At 53.4% G+C, this 15,345-nt stretch carries 14 protein-coding genes; 10 read left to right on the top strand and 4 right to left on the bottom strand.

From position 1 onward, the window contains the following. The first annotated feature begins 175 nt into the window (after positions 1-175). Both aphA and P2W74_RS21420 read left to right on the top strand, forming a co-directional pair. On the top strand, positions 176-889 hold the full coding sequence (aphA, locus tag P2W74_RS21425) for an acid phosphatase AphA (RefSeq protein ID WP_276293147.1): 714 nt from the start codon (positions 176-178) through the stop codon (positions 887-889). Positions 890-1,029: 140 nt separating this feature from the next. Continuing rightward, a complete protein-coding gene (locus tag P2W74_RS21420) occupies positions 1,030-1,380 on the top strand; it encodes an MmcQ/YjbR family DNA-binding protein (RefSeq protein WP_192613762.1) in 351 nt (116 codons plus the stop codon). 61 nt (positions 1,381-1,441) lie between these two features. On the opposite strand, the gene uvrA is transcribed toward P2W74_RS21420, so the two are convergent. Beyond that, positions 1,442-4,264: an excinuclease ABC subunit UvrA gene (gene uvrA, locus P2W74_RS21415; protein WP_276293146.1), complete on the bottom strand. Its 2,823-nt coding sequence runs from the start codon at positions 4,262-4,264 to the stop codon at positions 1,442-1,444. Between the two features lie 249 nt (positions 4,265-4,513). On the opposite strand from uvrA, the gene ssb1 reads away from it, so the two are divergent. After that, positions 4,514-5,032 (top strand): single-stranded DNA-binding protein SSB1, encoded by a 519-nt coding sequence (gene ssb1 / locus P2W74_RS21410; RefSeq protein WP_276293145.1) that lies wholly within the window; start codon positions 4,514-4,516, stop codon positions 5,030-5,032. Positions 5,033-5,137: 105 nt separating this feature from the next. Here the strand turns inward: ssb1 and P2W74_RS21405 are convergent, their stop codons facing one another. After that, positions 5,138-5,419, bottom strand: a complete 282-nt coding sequence (locus P2W74_RS21405) for a YjcB family protein (RefSeq protein WP_192613759.1) — start codon at positions 5,417-5,419, stop codon at positions 5,138-5,140. Positions 5,420-6,176: 757 nt separating this feature from the next. Here P2W74_RS21405 and P2W74_RS21400 point away from each other — a divergent pair. After that, positions 6,177-7,763, top strand: a complete 1,587-nt coding sequence (locus P2W74_RS21400; protein ID WP_276293144.1) for an EAL domain-containing protein — start codon at positions 6,177-6,179, stop codon at positions 7,761-7,763. Between the two features lie 2 nt (positions 7,764-7,765). Here the strand turns inward: P2W74_RS21400 and soxS are convergent, their stop codons facing one another. Then, a complete protein-coding gene (gene soxS, locus P2W74_RS21395; RefSeq protein ID WP_162381798.1) occupies positions 7,766-8,089 on the bottom strand; it encodes a superoxide response transcriptional regulator SoxS in 324 nt (107 codons plus the stop codon). Positions 8,090-8,175: 86 nt separating this feature from the next. On the opposite strand from soxS, the gene soxR reads away from it, so the two are divergent. The 4 genes from soxR to P2W74_RS21375 all read left to right on the top strand — a co-directional run bounded on the left by soxR (position 8,176) and on the right by P2W74_RS21375 (position 13,141). After that, the gene (gene soxR, locus P2W74_RS21390; protein WP_203359279.1) at positions 8,176-8,634 is read left to right on the top strand and encodes a redox-sensitive transcriptional activator SoxR; all 459 of its coding nucleotides are present in this window, start codon (positions 8,176-8,178) and stop codon (positions 8,632-8,634) included. A 357-nt stretch (positions 8,635-8,991) separates the two neighbouring features. Continuing rightward, on the top strand, positions 8,992-9,660 hold the full coding sequence (locus P2W74_RS21385; protein WP_276293143.1) for a glutathione S-transferase family protein: 669 nt from the start codon (positions 8,992-8,994) through the stop codon (positions 9,658-9,660). Positions 9,661-9,991: 331 nt separating this feature from the next. Next, on the top strand, positions 9,992-11,341 hold the full coding sequence (ghxP, locus tag P2W74_RS21380) for a guanine/hypoxanthine transporter GhxP (protein ID WP_276293142.1): 1,350 nt from the start codon (positions 9,992-9,994) through the stop codon (positions 11,339-11,341). Between the two features lie 153 nt (positions 11,342-11,494). After that, entirely contained in the window at positions 11,495-13,141 is a 1,647-nt protein-coding gene (locus tag P2W74_RS21375) for a Na+/H+ antiporter (RefSeq protein ID WP_162381805.1), read from the top strand. Positions 13,142-13,169: 28 nt separating this feature from the next. On the opposite strand, the gene P2W74_RS21370 is transcribed toward P2W74_RS21375, so the two are convergent. Then, positions 13,170-14,072, bottom strand: coding sequence for a LysR family transcriptional regulator (locus tag P2W74_RS21370; RefSeq protein ID WP_276293141.1), 903 nt, complete (start codon positions 14,070-14,072; stop codon positions 13,170-13,172). 103 nt (positions 14,073-14,175) lie between these two features. On the opposite strand from P2W74_RS21370, the gene P2W74_RS21365 reads away from it, so the two are divergent. Both P2W74_RS21365 and P2W74_RS21360 read left to right on the top strand, forming a co-directional pair. Further along, the gene (locus P2W74_RS21365; RefSeq protein ID WP_276293140.1) at positions 14,176-14,586 is read left to right on the top strand and encodes a CidA/LrgA family protein; all 411 of its coding nucleotides are present in this window, start codon (positions 14,176-14,178) and stop codon (positions 14,584-14,586) included. After that, positions 14,579-15,268 (top strand): LrgB family protein, encoded by a 690-nt coding sequence (locus tag P2W74_RS21360; RefSeq protein ID WP_276293139.1) that lies wholly within the window; start codon positions 14,579-14,581, stop codon positions 15,266-15,268. The genes P2W74_RS21365 and P2W74_RS21360 overlap by 8 nt, the downstream gene beginning before the upstream one ends. Positions 15,269-15,345: the final 77 nt, after the last annotated feature.

The raw sequence follows: 15,345 nt of genomic DNA, 5'->3' as shown, positions 1-15,345 counted from the left end.
AGAATTATTACATTCAGTAACATAAATTAAGGGGCGGATGTGATCATGCTCTTTTTCTATAACAAAACCGGAGATAATTCTTCCATTAACCCCCCTCCGGGGTTATGGTCAGAGAGTTTTATTGAGCGCAGGCTCAATTTTATAATCATAACTAGATGACTATTTAGGGAAAAATATGCGCAAGATAACGTTGGCATTGAGCGCCGTTTGCTTATTGTTCACACTAAACGGTCCCGCCGAAGCTCTGGCCTCTTCTCCTTCTCCGTTAAACCCCGGAACCAATGTCGCTAAGCTCGCAGAGCAAGCCCCCATTCACTGGGTCTCTGTTGCACAGATTGAAAACAGTCTGACAGGGCGCCCCCCGATGGCCGTCGGATTTGATATTGATGACACCGTGCTGTTTTCCAGCCCAGGTTTCTGGCGCGGCAAAAAAACCTGGTCTCCGGACAGTGAGGATTACCTGAAGAATCCGGCATTCTGGGAGAAGATGAATAATGGCTGGGATGAGTTCAGCATTCCGAAAGAGGTCGCGCGTCATCTCATTGATATGCACGTTCGCCGCGGCGACAGCATCTTCTTTGTTACCGGACGCAGCCAGACGAAAACTGAAACCGTCTCCAAAACGCTGGCCGATAACTTCCATATTCCGGCAACGGCGATGAATCCGGTGATTTTCGCGGGTGATAAATCAGGCCAGAACACGAAAACACAGTGGTTACAGAGTAAAAATATCCTGATGTTCTACGGAGATTCGGATAACGATATCTCCGCCGCTCGCGACGTGGGGATTCGTGGTGTTCGTATTCTGCGTGCCTCTAACTCAACCTACAAACCGTTGCCGCAGGCGGGTGCGTTTGGTGAAGAAGTGATCGTCAACTCAGAATATTAAAACAGCGGGGGCGCGTTGCACTTGCCTGATTGCTGTTTTTTTAAACAAAATTGAGCTGTTCACTTTTACCTTTCGCTGACTTGCTGCACACTGAATAAAAGATGTTCTCAGTGGGCGGCATGCGTGTAAGGGGAATAAAGATGACCAATTCGGAGTTACTGCAATATTGCATGGCAAAAACAGGCGCAGAGCAGAGCGTGCACAGCGACTGGAAGGCCACACAAATTAAAGTGGAAGATGTCCTCTTCGCGATGGTGAAAGAGGTGGAAGAACGTCCTGCAGTCTCTCTGAAAACCAGCCCTGAACTGGCAGAGTTGTTGCGCCAGCAACACAGCGACGTGCGTCCCAGTCGACATCTGAACAAAGCGCACTGGAGCACGGTATATCTGGACGGCTCTCTGCCGGATTCGCAGATCTATTACCTGGTTGACGCCTCTTATCAGCAGGCAGTGAACACGCTACCCGACGAGAAACGTAAACAGTTGATATAACACTGAACTTCGGGGCGATGAGTGCCGCTTCCTGACATCCCAGGAAGCGGCATTTGTACGACTACAGCATCGGTTTGAGGAAACGGGCAGTGTGTGAGGCTTCGCACTCTGCAACGGTTTCTGGCGTACCGGAAACGAGAATTTCCCCGCCGCCGCTGCCGCCTTCCGGGCCTAAATCGACAATCCAGTCCGCCGTCTTAATCACGTCAAGGTTGTGCTCAATCACCACAATGGTGTTGCCCTGATCGCGCAACTGATGCAGCACGTCCAGCAACTGCTGAATATCCGCAAAGTGCAGACCGGTTGTTGGCTCATCCAGAATATAGAGCGTCTGCCCGGTACCGCGTTTGGATAACTCGCGCGCCAGTTTCACGCGTTGCGCTTCACCACCGGAGAGCGTCGTTGCCGACTGACCGAGACGAATGTAGGTCAGACCGACATCCATCAGGGTTTGCAACTTACGCGCCAGCGCCGGAACGGCATCAAAAAACTCGCGTGCTTCTTCGATGGTCATATCCAGCACTTCGTGGATGGTCTTGCCTTTGTACTTAATCTCCAGCGTTTCGCGGTTGTAGCGTTTGCCTTTGCACTGATCGCACGGCACATAGATATCCGGCAGGAAGTGCATTTCGACTTTGATCACGCCATCGCCCTGACAGGCTTCGCAGCGTCCGCCACGCACGTTAAAGCTAAAGCGTCCTGGCGTATACCCGCGCGAGCGTGATTCCGGCACACCGGCAAACAGTTCACGTACGGGGGTAAACACGCCGGTATAGGTCGCCGGGTTGGAGCGCGGTGTACGGCCAATCGGACTTTGGTCGATGTCGATGACCTTATCAAAATGTTCAAGACCCTGAATATCACGATACGGTGCGGGTTCAGCAAGCGTGGCGCCATTCAACTGCGTTTGCGCAATCGGGAACAACGTGTCGTTAATCAAGGTGGATTTACCGGAACCGGAAACGCCGGTAATGCAGGTAAACAGGCCCACGGGCAGCGTCAGCGTCACGTCTTTCAGGTTGTTGCCTCGCGCGCCCGTCAGTCGCAGCACTTTCTCCGGATCCGCCGCAACGCGTTGTTTGGGCACTTCAATCTTGCGTTTGCCGCTCATGTACTGGCCGGTGAGGGATTCCGGAACCGCCATGATATCGTCGAGGGTGCCTTCTGCGACCACCTGACCACCATGAACGCCAGCGCCAGGACCGATATCGATCACATGGTCAGCGGCGCGAATCGCATCTTCGTCGTGTTCTACGACGATAACGGTGTTACCAAGATTACGCAGATGGACAAGCGTCCCCAGCAGACGTTCGTTGTCACGCTGATGCAAACCAATCGACGGCTCATCCAGCACGTACATCACGCCGACTAACCCCGCGCCAATCTGGCTGGCCAAACGGATACGCTGCGCTTCGCCGCCGGAGAGCGTCTCCGCAGAACGGGAAAGCGTCAGGTAATTCAGGCCGACGTTGACGAGGAACTTGAGGCGATCGCCGATCTCTTTAAGGATTTTCTCTGCGATTTTCGCACGCTGACCGGCGAGTTTGAGGTTGTTGAAGAAGTCCATCGCATGGCCGATGCTCATGTCGGAAATCGCAGGCAGCGGCGTATTTTCAACAAACACATGGCGTGCTTCACGACGCAGGCGCGTACCTTCGCAACTGGTGCACGGACGATTGCTGATGAACTTCGCCAGCTCTTCGCGTACCGCACTGGATTCCGTCTCTTTATAACGTCGCTCCATATTGTGCAGCACGCCTTCGAACGGATGGCGACGCACTGAGGTATCGCCGCGATCGTTCATGTACTTAAATTCAATGTTCTCTTTACCCGAACCGTACAGCACGACTTTGTGAACGTTCGCGCTCAGGCTGGCCCACGGCGCATCCACGTCGAACTTGTAGTGCTCAGCCAGCGACTTCAGCATCTGGAAGTAATAGAAGTTACGACGGTCCCAACCGCGGATAGCACCGCCCGCCAGCGACAGCTCAGGATTCTGGATCACCCGGTCGGGGTCGAAATACTGTTGTACGCCAAGGCCGTCGCAGGTCGGACAGGCGCCCGCCGGGTTGTTGAATGAAAACAACCGGGGTTCCAGTTCACGCATACTGTAGCCGCAAATCGGACAGGCGAAGTTGGCGGAGAAGAGCAGCTCTTCCGCTTTTGGGTCGTCCATGTCGGCCACCACCGCCGTACCGCCGGAAAGATCCAGCGCCGTTTCAAAGGATTCGGCCAGACGTTGGGACAGATCGTCGCGCACTTTGAAGCGGTCGATCACCACCTCAATGGTATGTTTCTTTTGCAGTTCCAGCTTTGGCGGGTCGGAGAGATCGCACACTTCGCCGTCAATACGGGCGCGGATGTAGCCCTGGCTTGCCAGATTCTCCAGCGTTTTGGTGTGTTCGCCTTTACGCTCTTTGATCACCGGCGCCAGCAGCATCAGGCGCTTTCCTTCTGGCTGCGACAGCACGTTATCCACCATCTGGCTGACGGTCTGGGCCGCCAGCGGAACATCGTGGTCCGGGCAGCGCGGCTCACCGACGCGGGCGAACAACAGACGCAGGTAGTCGTGGATTTCGGTAATTGTCCCGACCGTAGAGCGCGGGTTGTGGGAGGTCGATTTCTGTTCAATTGAGATGGCAGGCGACAGCCCCTCAATATGGTCGACGTCCGGCTTTTCCATTAGCGACAGAAACTGACGCGCATACGCGGAAAGGGATTCAACGTAACGACGCTGCCCCTCGGCATACAAGGTGTCGAAAGCGAGCGAGGATTTGCCAGAACCCGAAAGCCCGGTCACGACAATTAATTTGTCGCGGGGGATGACGAGGTTGATGTTTTTGAGATTATGGGTGCGGGCGCCCCGAACTTCGATCTTATCCATTCACCTTTCCCGGATTAAACGCTTTTTGCCCGGTCGCATGGAGCCACCGGTGACTACAAACGGTTAATTATGACACAATAAAGCCTGAGTGGATATCCAGTATTGGAATGCAAAACGCAGGTGTCTGTGCAACAATGTCTGGCTGAGGTTGTTGACTGGAATCGACCTCGCAACGTAGTAAAAGCGCTATTGGAAATGCTACAATCCCGCGCTTACACTTATTAAGAACGTTTTTCAGGAGACACGATCATGGCCAGCAGAGGCGTAAACAAGGTGATTCTCGTCGGTAATCTGGGCCAGGACCCGGAAGTACGCTATATGCCGAATGGTGGCGCAGTTGCCAACATTACGCTGGCTACTTCCGAATCCTGGCGTGATAAAGCGACCGGTGAGATGAAAGAGCAGACCGAATGGCACCGTGTTGTGCTGTTTGGCAAACTGGCGGAAGTGGCCAGCGAATACCTGCGTAAAGGTTCTCAGGTCTATATTGAAGGTCAGCTGCGCACCCGTAAATGGACCGATCAGTCCGGCGTAGAAAAATACACGACGGAAGTGGTGGTTAACGTGGGTGGCACCATGCAGATGCTGGGTGGCCGTCAGGGCGGCGGTGCTCCGGCAGGCGGTCAGCAGCAGGGTGGTTGGGGTCAGCCTCAACAGCCTCAGGGTGGCAATCAGTTCAGCGGCGGCGCGCAGTCTCGTCCGCAGCAGTCTGCACCAGCACCGTCTAACGAACCGCCGATGGATTTCGATGACGACATCCCGTTCTGATAAGTATGGGTTAATACGGTAACGTGTTTTCTGCAACCCCCTGTCGAGACAGGGGGTTTTTTATTGCCTAATAAAAAGCCTCCACGGAGGAGGCTCTTCTCAACGTCAGACTAACACCATCGGCCACTCGGGTGGCGTATGGCTCATCACCTCCACCATCACCGATTCGATATTGCTCCAGATGGCCGAGATATCCACCAGAGTAATACCGAGCAGACCGGTTGCAAACCAACAGGCGGAGACCACGCCAAGAGCGCTACTGATGACTGACAGCCCAATCGCGTCTGATTTACGAAACTGAATATTCAGCGTGCTGGCTAAAAACATGAGCACGGCGCTCAGCAATTGCCAGCGAAGAAGAACCACGCCAGTGGTGATGGTTGCCATGAAACAAATCCTCTGAGAGTAGCTGCTGCCCTGGACAGCACGGTGCTGTTCACGGGAGACGTGGTGCACTCTGGCTATCGGCGGGCTTTGAGAACAAGACTTAATGAAACGTCGTTTCTGTTTCATTATTTTTGTGAACTATATCACATTGAGTTATTTGTCCGCTAGCGTAAAGCGCCCTTTTTTGTCTGTTTTATAACCATAATAAATGTGTGGTAAATGGCGAGAAGAGGCTTTCTGGTGGTCATGCTTCAGGTTGTATGCGCGGTTACTCAAATTATTTAGCGGCAAGCGTTGGAAAATAAAGATGTATCTTTATTACTCTTTTATATTTTCAGTAAAATTAACCATTCAGAAAAATTAACGAAATTTTTAAAAACACGCTTGTTATTTTTTAAGACAAATCCGAATCCTTGTCGGGGTGCGTATTCCTTAATAAAAATAAGCGTAACTTTAAGTTTGTCTTACGGGAAAATATTATCTTCATCCGTCAATATCAGACCTTTACTAAGAAAAGTCTGTTGCTAATGTTGATAGATTCATGCAATTTAATCACCTGTTTGTTATAGACTCGACGTGCTTCAAGTTGCATGTGCTACGGCTGCATTCGTTCACCCCGGTCATTGCGTTTTGTTAGTGCCTGGGTTCGCTTTTACGTGCCGTGTCACTACGCCTGGTCCTGCAACTCGAATTATTGAGCCAGAACATCCAGCCTTGATGATGACGGGCACATATACTGCAGGGAAATAGGGCTGAAATGAATCGTAGTGCGCGCAGCAAGATGCTGAAGTTCCTCGGAACAATTATGGTGGCATTGCTCCCCGTGATGCTGGCGCTATGGTTCGCTCAGGGACGCGCGGTATCAGAAACGCATAACCAGCTTCACTCTTTTGCACAGCTGGCGTTAGATAAAACAGAGCTGGTGATCTTACAGGCTGATTTAGCGCGTGATGCAGCAGAACAGTATCATGGCAAAGCGTGCACTTCCGCGCATCAGCAACGCATGCTGAATATTATTCGTAGCCGCCTGTATATTAGCGAGCTAATTTATGCTCAGGGCGAACATTTCTTATGTTCGACCGTTATGGCGCCCGCCAGCCCTTATATTATTCCCTCCGCCGATTATCAACGAAAACCAGATACCGCTATTTATTACTATCGTGATACCCCTTTTTTTGCAGGCTATAAAATGACGTATATGCAAAGGGGAAACTATGTGGCGGTGATAAATCCGTTATCTTACAGCGAAGTGATGTCTGACGATCAGTCTCTGGCCTGGGGAGTGTACGATACGGTCACCGAATCATTTTTCTCGGTCAGCGAGTGGGCCAATGTTGCACAATTACTGCCGCTGATACGTCGCGATAAATTAATTTTTCAGGAAGACAATCGTTTCTACACTATTGTGCGTTCCGCAAAACGCCCGATTGCGGTTATTGTTTCGACTTCAAGCGATCGTTTTTACCAGAACCTGTATCACCAGGCCACGCTGACACTGCCGTTAGGCATTATCTGTAGCATTATTCTGCTATTGATGTGGTGGCGTACCCGCCAGGAATATCACTCTCCCCGCCGTTTGCTGCAGCGTGCGATTGATAAACGTCAACTCTGTGTTCATTACCAGCCGATCATTGATGTCAAAAATGAAAAATGCGTCGGTGCGGAGGCATTGTTGCGTTGGCCGGGATGCGAAGGTCAGGTCATGAGCCCCACGGAGTTCATCCAACTGGCAGAAAAAGAAGGCATGATCGAACAGATTACGGATTATGTCGTAGAAGGGGTGTTCAATGATTTGGGCCATTTCCTCGCGCGGCATCCCCAGCTGTATATATCGATCAACCTCTCGGCTTCCGACTTTCACTCCTCGCGCCTGATTGCGTTCATTGCGGATAAAGCACGCCAGCATTCGATGCTTGCGCAACAAATTAAAGTGGAAGTGACGGAGCGCGGATTTATTGATGTAGCCAAAATGACGCCGGTGATTCAGGCGTTTCGTCAGGCAGGCTATGAAGTTGCCATTGATGATTTCGGCACAGGGTATTCGAACCTGCACAACCTGTATTCGTTGAATGTCGACATTCTGAAGATCGACAAATCGTTTGTCGATACGTTGACCACCAACAGTACCAGCCATCTTATCGCGGAACATATTATTGAGATGGCGCAAAGCCTGCGTCTGAAGACCATTGCGGAAGGTGTGGAAACGGCGGAGCAGGTCACCTGGCTGCTTAAGCGCGGCGTCCAGTATTGTCAGGGATGGCACTTTGCGAAAGCGCTATCGGCGCAAGAGTTCATGCAATGGTTACAACGACCGCCCGCGAGCATGATGCAGCGCGAGCAGTAATGCTACAGGCTATGGCGGTAGTCGCTGGGGGTGCGATCAAACTCACGGCGGAAGACGCGCGAAAAGGTTTGTTGCGACACATATCCCAGATCCATCGCAATATCAAAAATGGGGCGCTCGGTCGTTCGTAGTTCAACGGCGGCCAGCAGGAGTCGACGCTGGCGAATATAGTCGCCCAACGTCTGGCGCATCACCGTTCGGAACATTCGCTGCAAGTACCACTTCGAATAACCTGATTTTTTTGCGACCACATCAATGTTCAGCGGTTGGTCGATATGTTCATCAATCCATTCAATAAGGGTTTGAATAATCTGCTGATGGGACATATTGCTGCCTCTTTCTCAGTGTTCAATTCGTCGTTTTGTCTGCGGGCGAGTATAATTCCTCAAGTTAACTTGAGGTAAAGCGATTTATGGAAAAGAAATTACCCCGCATTAAAGCCCTTTTGACGCCGGGCGAGGTGGCAAAGCGTAGCGGCGTGGCGGTATCCGCTTTGCACTTTTACGAAAGCAAAGGGCTGATCAGCAGTATTCGCAATAGCGGCAATCAGCGACGATATAAACGCGATGTGTTGCGTTATGTGGCGATCATCAAAATTGCTCAGCGAATTGGCATTCCTCTGGCGACCATTAGCGAGGCGCTGGGCGTACTGCCGGAAGGCCATACATTGAGTGTAAAAGAGTGGCGGCAGCTTTCATCGCAGTGGCGTGAGGAACTGGACCGACGCATCCACACGCTGGAGGCGTTGCGTGATGAGCTGGACGGTTGTATTGGCTGCGGCTGTCTTTCACGTAGCGACTGCCCATTGCGTAACCCTGGCGATCAGCTGGGTGAGCAGGGAACGGGCGCGCGATTGCTGGAAGATGATTAAACGGTTTATGTTGACCCGCTGGCGGGATGTGTATCGGGGCTGTCATTTACGCGCTTTTGCAGGACGGAAAACGCGCTCTCCCGTAAAAACAGGGCAAAACTAAAGCGCCACAGGAGGGCGCTTTAGTTTGTTTCCGGTCTTTGTCTTTCACTCTATCCCGCTGGTTCACGGGAGGGTTTCCCCCGACGTCAACACCCCTCAGTCGAGCACGTGGTGGAGGTTCCGGTCTGTGTTGATACTGTAATTGTATGCCACGACCGCAGGTTTGCCAGTGTAATGCCGCTTTTTTAGCCGAAATATTTACGTCATCTTCGACAATTTTCTATAGTTAATTGGAATGAAAAACAGGAGGCAACCATGCTGACAGTACATCACTTGAATCAGTCCCGATCCCAGCGCGTACTGTGGGCATTAGAGGAGTTATCGCTGCCTTACCAGATTATTCGTTATCAGCGTGAAAAGACGATGCTGGCGCCGCCGGCGCTGAAAAAAATCCACCCTCTTGGTAAGTCTCCGGTGATTGAAGACAACGGCGCCATCCTCGCCGAATCTGGGGCAATACTTGAGTATTTGCAGGAAACCTATGACAGCGCAGGACACTTTAAACCTGTTGATAGCGAACAGAAACGGCAGTACCGGTTCTGGCTTCATTATGCCGAAGGTTCGCTGATGCCGCTGCTACTGTTGAAGTTGGTCTTTGTTAGCCTCGGCAAACATCCCGTCCCCTTTGGGTTGCGTACGCTGGGTGGCGTGCTGGGACAAGGGGTGCAAAAAGCCTGGCTCAATCCGCAACTGGAAACGCACGCCCGCTATATTGATGCGCATCTGGCGAGACGTCCCTGGTTTGCCGGAGATCATATCAGCATGGCGGACATTCAAATGAGCTTCCCGCTGTTTGCACTGCTCGCCAGAAGCGGAATTGATGACCTGACGCACATCAGCGCCTGGAAAAAACGGGTGGAAACGCGACCCGCCTGGCAACGCGCGATTCATCAGGGGGGATCTTTTGAGATACCGGGCGAGTAAATATCCCACTGGTTGAGTTTTAATCAATGCAGGCGAAAATTGTTATCAGATTGCGCAGCGACGATAACGTTTGCGCATCGATTGTCTGTTTCTTCGCCATTCTAAAAAGAAATGCGTAAAAAGGGACAAAGTTCAGTTGAAAACCCCCGTAGAATCGCTGGATAATCGTTTGCTTTTTTTTACTACCCGTTTTTTATGCGCGGAGCTAAACGTTTGCTTTTTTGCGACACCCCTATTGTCGCAAACGTAGCACATGGAGATGACGTTTCGCTGGCAGTGGATTGTCCACCACGCATATCGACGAAAAATAAACTCTCAGGGGATGTTTTCTATGTCTACGCCTTCAGCGCGTACCGGCGGTTCACTCGACGCCTGGTTTAAAATTTCACACCGTGGAAGTACCGTCCGTCAGGAAGTGGTTGCCGGATTAACGACGTTTCTGGCGATGGTCTACTCTGTGATCGTCGTCCCGGGGATGCTGGGTAAAGCAGGATTCCCGCCAGCCGCCGTATTTGTGGCGACCTGCCTGGTGGCGGGTGTTGGTTCGATTGTGATGGGCCTGTGGGCAAACCTGCCGCTGGCCATTGGCTGTGCGATTTCTCTGACTGCCTTCACCGCGTTTAGTCTGGTGCTGGGCCAGCACATCAGCGTACCGGTCGCGCTTGGCGCGGTGTTCCTGATGGGCGTCCTGTTTACGGTAATCTCCGCAACGGGTATCCGTAGTTGGATCCTGCGAAACCTGCCGCAAGGCGTGGCGCACGGTACAGGGATTGGTATCGGCCTGTTCCTGCTGTTGATTGCCGCGAACGGCGTGGGTCTGGTCATTAAGAACCCGCTGGACGGCCTGCCGGTTGCGCTGGGTCACTTTGATTCCTTCCCGGTGATCATGTCTCTGATTGGTCTGGCGGTGATTGTCGGTCTGGAAAAACTGAAAGTGCCTGGCGGTATCCTGCTCACCATCATCGGCATTTCCGTTGTTGGCCTGATCTTCGACCCGAACGTGCATTTCTCCGGTGTTTTTGCCATGCCTTCTCTGAGCGATGAGAACGGTAACTCGCTGATTGGCAGCCTGGACATTATGGGGGCGCTGAACCCTGTTGTTCTGCCGAGCGTACTGGCGTTGGTGATGACGGCGGTGTTTGATGCCACAGGCACGATCCGTGCGGTCGCCGGTCAGGCGAACCTGCTGGATAAAGACGGGCAGATTATCGACGGCGGCAAAGCGCTGACCACGGACTCCCTGAGCAGCGTATTCTCCGGGCTGGTCGGTGCGGCCCCGGCTGCGGTGTACATTGAATCAGCAGCCGGTACGGCAGCAGGCGGGAAAACCGGTCTGACGGCCATTACCGTTGGCGTGTTGTTCCTGTTTATCCTGTTCCTTTCCCCGCTCTCCTACCTGGTGCCGGTCTATGCAACAGCGCCAGCGCTGATGTATGTCGGCCTGCTGATGCTGAGCAACGTGGGCAAAATCGACTTTACTGATTTTGTCGATGCGATGGCCGGTTTGGTCACGGCGGTGTTTATCGTTCTGACCTGCAACATTGTGACCGGCATTATGATCGGTTTTGCGACGCTGGTGATCGGTCGTCTGGTCTCTGGCGAATGGCGTAAGCTGAACATCGGTACGGTGGTGATCGCGGTGGCGCTGGTCGCATTCTATGCGGGCGGCTGGGCTATCTAATCCTGTCGAACCCTCTAAAAACGGGTGGCTTTTGCCGCCCGTTTTTATTTTCGGAGCACATCCTGTTGTCTTTTGCGTTACTCTGAGGAAGATAGAATTGAGGCACGACGCCTCTCATTACTTATCATAAGAAACATCGCAAACAGGGATCGCATGGAAATTTTCTTCACGATACTCATTATGACCCTCGTGGTCTCGCTGTCCGGGGTAGTGACTCGCGTATTGCCCTTTCAACTCCCTCTCCCCCTGATGCAGATCGCCGTTGGCGCGTTGCTGGCGTGGCCGACGTTTGGTTTGCATGTGGAATTTGACCCTGAACTGTTCCTGGTACTCTTTATACCGCCACTGCTGTTTGCGGATGGCTGGAAGACGCCGACCCGCGAATTCCTTGAGCACGGGCGAGAGATTTTGGGCCTGGCGCTGGCGTTAGTGATCGTCACGGTGGTCGGGATTGGTTTTATGATTTACTGGCTGGTGCCAGGCATTCCGCTGATACCGGCCTTTGCGCTGGCTGCGGTACTGTCACCGACCGATGCAGTGGCGCTCTCCGGGATTGTGGGTGAAGGGCGGATCCCGAAAAAAATTATGGGCATCCTGCAGGGTGAAGCGTTGATGAATGACGCGTCCGGCCTGGTGTCGTTGAAATTTGCGGTGGCCGTGGCGATGGGCACGATGGTGTTTACCGTCGGCGGCGCAACGGTTGAGTTCTTTAAGGTGGCGGCTGGCGGGATTCTGGCGGGGTTTGTGGTCAGTTGGCTCTATGGCCGCTCCCTGCGATTCCTGAGCCGCTGGGGTGGCGATGAACCGGCAACGCAAATCGTTCTGCTGTTCCTGCTGCCGTTTGCCTCCTACCTGATTGCGGAACATATTGGCGTGTCCGGCATCCTGGCGGCGGTCGCGGCCGGGATGACCATCACCCGCTCCGGTGTTATGCGCCGTGCGCCGCTGGCGATGCGTCTGCGTGCTAACAGTACCTGGGCGATGCTGGAGTTTGTGTTTAACGGCATGGTCTTCCTGTTGTTGGGGCTGCAATTGCCGGGCATTCTGGAATCGTCGCTGGTGGCGGCAGAAGCCGATCCGAACGTTGAAATGTGGATGCTGTTTACCGATATTGTGCTGATTTACGTGGCGCTGATGTTGGTCCGATTTGGCTGGTTGTGGACGATGAAAAATTTCAGCCAGCGCTTCCTGAAGAAAAAACCGATGGAGTTTGGCTCCTGGACGACGCGCGAAATTCTGATTGCCTCTTTTGCCGGTGTTCGTGGGGCGATCACCCTGGCGGGTGTGCTTTCTATCCCGCTGCTGCTGCCTGATGGCAGCGTCTTTCCAGCGCGCTATGAGCTGATATTTCTGGCCGCAGGGGTGATTTTATTCTCGCTGTTTGTCGGCGTGGTGATGCTGCCGATCCTGCTGCAACATCTGGAAGTGGCCGACCACTCTCAGCAGCAGAAAGAGATACGGATTGCGCGGGCGGCGACGGCTGAGGTGGCGATTGTCGCCATCCAGAAAATGGAAGAGCGTCTGGCTGCGGATAGCGAAGAGAACATCGATAACCAGTTGCTGACGGAGGTCAGTTCCCGCGTGATTGGTAATCTGCGCCGTCGTGCCGATGGGCGTAATGATGTCGAAAGTTCAATGCAGGAAGAAAACCTTGAGCGGCGATTCCGTCTGGCGGCATTACGCTCCGAACGCGCCGAGTTGTATCACCTGCGCGCCACGCGCGAGATCAGCAATGAAACGTTGCAGAAACTGCTGCACGACCTCGATTTGCTGGAAGCGCTGCTGATCGAAAATCAGTAAACGTCGGTGTTGCCCGGTGACGTTTCGCTTACCGGGCAATGCGCTGTTCCTGCGTTAACCAAAACCCTTCGCAACATTTCAACCATGCCTGGGCGCTGTGCGACAGGTAAACGCCTTCGCGCCAGATCATCCCCAGTTGCCAGCGTAAATCGCTCTCCAGCGGGAGCCAGCGCAGCGTATTCTTATCCAGACGCTGACAAATTGGTTCCGGCAAAATGGCAATGCCAACGCCGGCTTGCACCATGGCCGCCAGAAAATCCCACTGCCCGCTGCGCACGGCAATGCGTGGTTTCACGCCATGCTGGTGAAAAAGCTGCATCAGCTGGCGGCTCAACGCAAAATCTTCGTTGTAGATAAGCAATGGGTGTTCCGCCAACGCCTCAGGCGAAATCGATGCGCACTTCATCCACTGACCGGAGCGCGGCACCAGCACGCACAGGGGATGGCTGAAGAGCGGTAACGTTGCCAGCCCGCTTTCCTCTTCTACAGGCAAGGCGGTCATGGCGACATCCAGCTCGCCATTGATCACCGCCTGCTGCACCGTCAGACCGCCAAACTCTGAAATCTTTAGCTCCACGCCGGGGTAGCGCTGGCGAAACAGGCTAATCGGTCCCGCCATTAACATGCCCACCATCGGGGGAATGCCGAGGCGCAACACGCCTTTGCTGAGGTGGTTAATATCCCCCAACTCGGCTTCCAGTTGGCGGAACTCTGCGAGAATCGCCAGTCCGCGCTCGAAGACCACGCGCCCCGTATCGGTCAGCAAAAGCCGCCGCCCGTCGCGGATCAGCAGCGTACAGTTGAGTTCATCTTCAAGGTTCTTCAGCATTTTGCTGATGGTAGGCTGGGTGACAAATAACTTCTCCGCTGCGCGGGTGAAACTTTGCTGGCGCACCACCTCGACAAAATAACGCAGCGTTCTGATATCCATGATTATTCCTTAAGACTATGCCTGCAATGAGTTTAATTCATTTCAGTCCAGGGCGGAGGCTCTCTATACTGACGCTTCGTATTATTTTTCAGGACATTTCCTCATGGCTGTGGCGATAAGCCGCGTTACGCCTGCCGTTGTGCAACGACTCCAGGTACCGGTTCAGGTACTGCTGTATGCAGGTTTATTTGTTTTTGCCCAATATCTCGTCTCCTGGCTGCATCTGCCGTTACCCGCTAATCTGGTCGGGATGGTATTGATGCTGGCGCTGATTGTCTGTCGGGTGATTCCGCTCAAGTGGGTTCGTGCGGGCGCACACTGGTTGCTGGCGGAAATGCTGCTGTTCTTTATCCCGGCGGTGGTTGCTGTCGTTAATTACACGCAACTGCTGCTGGTGGACGGATGGCGGATCTTCGCGGTGATCGCAATCAGCACCCTGATGGTGCTGGGCACCACTGCGTGGGTAGTGGACAAAGTGTATCGCTACGAGTTAAGCAGGTTAAACCGTGAGTAATTTCCAGTTAAGCATACTGTGCCTGGCTGTTACGCTGGTTATCTATTTCGCCAACAAACGCCTGTACCGTCGTTTTCGCAAGCTGCCGTTAATGCCGCTGGTGCTCACCCCTGCGCTCCTGGTGCTGATGCTGGTGTTTGGACATATCTCCTGGCAAAACTACATTGGCGAATCGCACTGGCTGTTGTGGCTGCTTGGCCCGGCGACCATTGCATTTGCCGTACCGGTTTACGATAACATCGCGATTATCAAACGCCACTGGATGTCGCTGACCGCAGGTGTGGTGACGGCGACGGTGGTGGCTATCACCAGTTCCGTGTGGCTGGCGCGCTTATTTACGTTGCCGGATGAGATCCAGCGCAGTCTGGCGGTGCGTTCCATCACCACGCCCTTTGCGCTGGCGGCGGCAGAACCGTTGGGTGGGCAACCGGATTTAGTCGCGCTGTTTGTCGTGGTCACCGGGGTATTTGGCATGGCGGTCGGCGATGCGCTATTTTTGCGTCTCTCTATTCGTGAAGGGATGGCAAAAGGGGCGGGATTTGGTGCCGCTTCCCACGGTGCGGGAACCGCGCGATCCTATGAACTCGGCCAGCAGGAAGGGGTCGTGGCCAGTCTGGTGATGATGCTTTCAGGGGTTGTGACCGTGCTGGCGGTGCCAGTGATACGATGGCTGATGTTTTGATAAATCGGGTAGCGAAGCGCTACCTGACATACGGCAAGCCCTTACTTTTTTTCTCTGGTTCAGAAAATGACAACGAA

This window comes from Citrobacter enshiensis (genome assembly GCF_029338175.1).
Classification (GTDB): domain Bacteria; phylum Pseudomonadota; class Gammaproteobacteria; order Enterobacterales; family Enterobacteriaceae; genus Citrobacter_D; species Citrobacter_D enshiensis.
This window is presented reverse-complemented; position numbering and strand designations above follow the sequence as displayed.

Coding starts and splice junctions, on each gene's coding strand:
- aphA (WP_276293147.1), top strand. CDS start 176: ATGCGCAAGATAACGTTGGCATTGAGCGCCGTTTGCTTATTGTTCACA.
- P2W74_RS21420 (WP_192613762.1), top strand. CDS start 1,030: ATGACCAATTCGGAGTTACTGCAATATTGCATGGCAAAAACAGGCGCA.
- uvrA (WP_276293146.1), bottom strand. CDS start 4,264: ATGGATAAGATCGAAGTTCGGGGCGCCCGCACCCATAATCTCAAAAAC.
- ssb1 (WP_276293145.1), top strand. CDS start 4,514: ATGGCCAGCAGAGGCGTAAACAAGGTGATTCTCGTCGGTAATCTGGGC.
- P2W74_RS21405 (WP_192613759.1), bottom strand. CDS start 5,419: ATGGCAACCATCACCACTGGCGTGGTTCTTCTTCGCTGGCAATTGCTG.
- P2W74_RS21400 (WP_276293144.1), top strand. CDS start 6,177: ATGAATCGTAGTGCGCGCAGCAAGATGCTGAAGTTCCTCGGAACAATT.
- soxS (WP_162381798.1), bottom strand. CDS start 8,089: ATGTCCCATCAGCAGATTATTCAAACCCTTATTGAATGGATTGATGAA.
- soxR (WP_203359279.1), top strand. CDS start 8,176: ATGGAAAAGAAATTACCCCGCATTAAAGCCCTTTTGACGCCGGGCGAG.
- P2W74_RS21385 (WP_276293143.1), top strand. CDS start 8,992: ATGCTGACAGTACATCACTTGAATCAGTCCCGATCCCAGCGCGTACTG.
- ghxP (WP_276293142.1), top strand. CDS start 9,992: ATGTCTACGCCTTCAGCGCGTACCGGCGGTTCACTCGACGCCTGGTTT.
- P2W74_RS21375 (WP_162381805.1), top strand. CDS start 11,495: ATGGAAATTTTCTTCACGATACTCATTATGACCCTCGTGGTCTCGCTG.
- P2W74_RS21370 (WP_276293141.1), bottom strand. CDS start 14,072: ATGGATATCAGAACGCTGCGTTATTTTGTCGAGGTGGTGCGCCAGCAA.
- P2W74_RS21365 (WP_276293140.1), top strand. CDS start 14,176: ATGGCTGTGGCGATAAGCCGCGTTACGCCTGCCGTTGTGCAACGACTC.